Raw genomic sequence first — 3,646 nt, 5'->3', positions numbered from 1 at the left:
GCGCCGTGGAACGCAGCCAGGCTGAAGGCCAGCTGACGTCCACCTTAAAACAGGTTTTTGCCCGCGCCGAGGCCTATCCGGACCTCAAGGCCGATGCAGTTTTTCTCGACCTGCAGCAAAACCTCAGCAAAGTTGAAGACGACATTCAAATGGCCCGCCGCTACTACAACGGCGCGGTGCGCGAGTTAAATGTGCTGGTTGAATCAGTGCCCAGTAACCTCATCGCCAACGCCTTCGGTTTTACCGGGGCGGCTTACTTTTCTCTGGATGATGCCAGTCAGGCGCAACCACCGAAGCTGGAGTTTTAACATGTCGGGAAGACTGAAATACGCCCTGGGCCTGCTCGTTTGCCTATTGCCCGCATTGCCGCTGAACCCCGCGCTGGCGGCGGATGACGAGGTGATGGTTACCCAGGTTCAGGCCGCGCCAGACGATGACGTGGCAATGGACGCGGTGATGGACGCCGACGGCAATGTGCTGGAAAGCTCGGCCGTCGACGCCGTCGACGCCGTCGCGACAGAAAGCGTTTCCGACGAGGCGGTAAACCTGGACATGCCCGCCGGCACGCAAGAGCGCATCAATAACTTCGACATCGTGCTTCAAGTCGAGCCCAGCGGCGACTTGCTGATCAGCGAACGCATTCAGGTCACCGCCAACGGCGACAAGATCAACCACGGCATCTACCGCGACATCCCCACCACTTACAGCCTGCCCGGCGGCCTGCGGCGCAAAACACCCATCGAGCTGCTGAGCGTCAGCCGCGATGGCAGAAATGAGCCCTATAAAAAAGAACGCACACAGTGGGGCGTGCGTTATTACCTCGGCTCGCCGGACGTGTACGTCGAGCCTGGCCTGCATGTATACGAGCTGAAATACCGCATGGATGCGCAGCTGCACTTCACCGCCAATAAAGACGAGCTGTACTGGAACCTCACCGGTAACCAATGGCAGTTCCCGATCGACAACGCCAGCGCCACCATCGAGTTACCCGAAGGCGCGCGCATCGACCAGATGACCGGCTACACCGGCTACAGCGGCGCGCGCACCGGCCGGGCCTATAAGGTGCTGAACCGAGGCGATAACATCGTCAGGCTGGCGACCACGCAACCGCTCGCGGCCGAAGAAGGTTTTACCATTGCTTTGGACTGGCAGGCGGGTCTGGTCAAACGTCCAAACCTGGTGCAAAAAGCGCTGCGCCTAGCGTGGGACAACCTGAGCATCGTGGTCGGCGTACTCGCCGTGCTCGGTCTGTTTGCCTATTACTTCCACGGGTGGAAAAAGGTCGGCCGCGACCCGGCCAAAGGCGTGATCATTCCGCGCTATGAAGCCCCCGAGCAGGTAAGCCCCGCGCGCGCCGGTTATGTATGGAACCGCGGGTTCGACAGCCATTTCAGCGATGTTGAAGCCTTTACCATCACCGTCACTGACCTGGCCCGACGCAAGCTGCTGAGCATTGCCGACGCGCCGAAAAGCAGCGCCTTTTTGATTAGCAAAGGTGAGGCGAGCGCCGAACTACAACCCCATGAAGACAAGCTGCTCAAGCGTCTATTTGAAGGCAAATCACCGGTGCGCGTGGGCGACAAATACGTCAAGGCGCTGGATAACGCCTTGAGCGACCACAGCGAAAAACTGCGCGAATGGGGCGACCAGCTGTTTAGTAAAAACCGCAAAGTTTGGTGGCTGGGCCTGCTTGGCGCGCTGGTCGCGTTTGTGCTGATGGGTGTGCTCAGCGACCCGCAAATACTGTTTGCCCTGTTTCCGCTGATTTTTATTGCCGTGGGCCTTGGCCTAGTGAGCTTTGGCTGGACCACCCTCAAGGGGCCACCCATGAGTTTTATCGGGGTGGTGCCGATTTTCTTCGGCCTGCCTTTCGCCCTCGCCGGCTTCGGTACCGCGGTTGCGATGCTCTACAGCACCTCGCCCTATGTCACCGGCTGCGTGGTGCTGATGGTGGTGTTGATTGCGCTGTTTCGCGGCTGGCTGGAAGCACCGACCGTGGAAGGCCGCAAAACCCTGGACGCGTTGGAAGGCTACCGCGACTACCTGCAACTGGCCGAAAGCGACACCCTGGCCCGCGCCGCCGATGCGCCGGCAATGACCATTGCGCTGTACGAACAGCACCTGCCCTACGCCATGGCGTTAGGCGTGGAGAAACAATGGACAGCGCGCCTGAGCTCGGCAATTGCCGCCGGCGTGATTGAGCTTAACCAAGACGATTACCGGCCCGAGTGGTACCGCAACAGCAACCGCTTCAGCACGCCCAGTGCCTTTAGCGGCGCCTTGCTTGCAGCGGCCGCTACGGCCTCAACACCGCCACCGAGCCCGTCGTCGGGGTCCAGCTCGAGCTCCAGTTCCTCATCGAGCAGCAGCTCCTCTGGCGGTGGCTCGTCAGGTGGCGGCGGTGGCGGCGGAGGTGGCGGTGGCTGGTAAATACCTACACCCGAAAGCGCTGCACCAGGCTCTGCAAGTGCCCGCCTAAACGCGCCAGCTCAACGCTGGACGCTGCCGTCTCTTCGCTGGCGGCAGCGGTCTGCTCGGACACATCACGCACGTTGAGCACGCTGCGGTTGATCTCTTCCGCCACGGCAGTTTGCTCTTCAGCGGCGGTGGCGATCTGCTGATTCATGGCCTGAATCGCCGACACAGTGCGGGTGATGCTGCCCAGCGACGCGCCAGCACGACGGGTTAGCTCAACGCTGCTGTCGGTCAAGTCGCGGCTACTTTCCAGGGTGGTCGCCACTTGCTGGGTGCCGCTTTGCAGGCCGCTGATCAGCTCTTCGATTTCTTCGGTGGACTGCTGGGTGCGCTGCGCCAGGCTGCGCACTTCGTCAGCCACCACAGCAAAGCCACGCCCAGCTTCACCGGCACGTGCCGCTTCAATAGCAGCGTTTAAGGCCAGCAAATTAGTCTGCTGCGCCACGGACTTGATCACGTCCAACACGCTGCCAATTTTGTCGCTCTCGCGTTTCAAACCGTTCATGGCGTCGGTGGAACTGCCCACGGCCAGCGCCAGGCGTTCGATCTGCGCCACCGCCTCGCCCACTACACGGTCGCCGTCGCGGGCTTGCAGATCGGCGGCTTTGGCGGCCTCGGAAGCTTCTTCGGCGTTACGCGCCACTTCCTGCACGGTGGCGGTCATTTCGTGCATCGCCGTGGCGACCTGATCGGTTTCCACTTTCTGACTGTTAACACCGGCGCTGGTCTGCTCAGTGACCGCCGACAACTGCTCGGCCGCGCTGGCAATCTGGGTAACGCCGTCGCGTATACCGCCAATCAACTCGCGCAGGCCCAGGGTCATTTTCTGCATGCTCGATTGCAGCTGACCCAGTTCATCGGCGCGGCGGGTTTCGATGTCATAACTAAGGTCGCCCGAGGCAATACGGTCGACGCGGCGCAGCACATCTTTCAGCGGAGCGACGATCTGCCGGGTGATAAACAGCGCGGCGATCAGCCCCAATACCAAGGCCACCAGCGATGCCGACAGCAAAATGATGTGGGCCTCACTCGCTTCAGCATCACGCTTGAGGTTTTGGCTGGCGGTCAACTTGCCGCAAGCCTCAATAATCGTGGCGATCTGCGCATTAAGGATGGTTTGCGCCGCCTCGACACTGGCCAAGGTGCTGGCGAACTGGCCGACTGTGGCGCG

The 3,646-nt window shown here is 61.1% G+C and carries 3 protein-coding genes; 2 read left to right on the top strand and 1 reads right to left on the bottom strand.

Annotation, left to right across the window (positions count from 1 at the left end; all coding sequences use genetic code 11):
• Positions 1-308: LemA family protein (locus AAAB16_RS23575; RefSeq protein WP_340665532.1), on the top strand; the 308-nt coding region annotated here is incomplete at its 5' end.
• A 1-nt stretch (position 309) separates the two neighbouring features.
• Entirely contained in the window at positions 310-2,430 is a 2,121-nt protein-coding gene (locus AAAB16_RS23570) for a DUF2207 domain-containing protein (protein ID WP_340665531.1), read from the top strand.
• Positions 2,431-2,434: 4 nt separating this feature from the next.
• On the opposite strand, the gene AAAB16_RS23565 is transcribed toward AAAB16_RS23570, so the two are convergent.
• On the bottom strand, positions 2,435-3,646 hold a 1,212-nt coding region (locus AAAB16_RS23565), incomplete at its 5' end, for a methyl-accepting chemotaxis protein (RefSeq protein WP_340665530.1).

The sequence above is a fragment of the Pseudomonas sp. genome (assembly GCF_037994325.1).
Classification (GTDB): domain Bacteria; phylum Pseudomonadota; class Gammaproteobacteria; order Pseudomonadales; family Pseudomonadaceae; genus Aquipseudomonas.
Note: the sequence above shows the minus strand (reverse complement) of the source record. Positions and strands in the feature narration are given on the sequence as shown.

Coding starts and splice junctions, on each gene's coding strand:
- AAAB16_RS23570 (WP_340665531.1), top strand. CDS start 310: ATGTCGGGAAGACTGAAATACGCCCTGGGCCTGCTCGTTTGCCTATTG.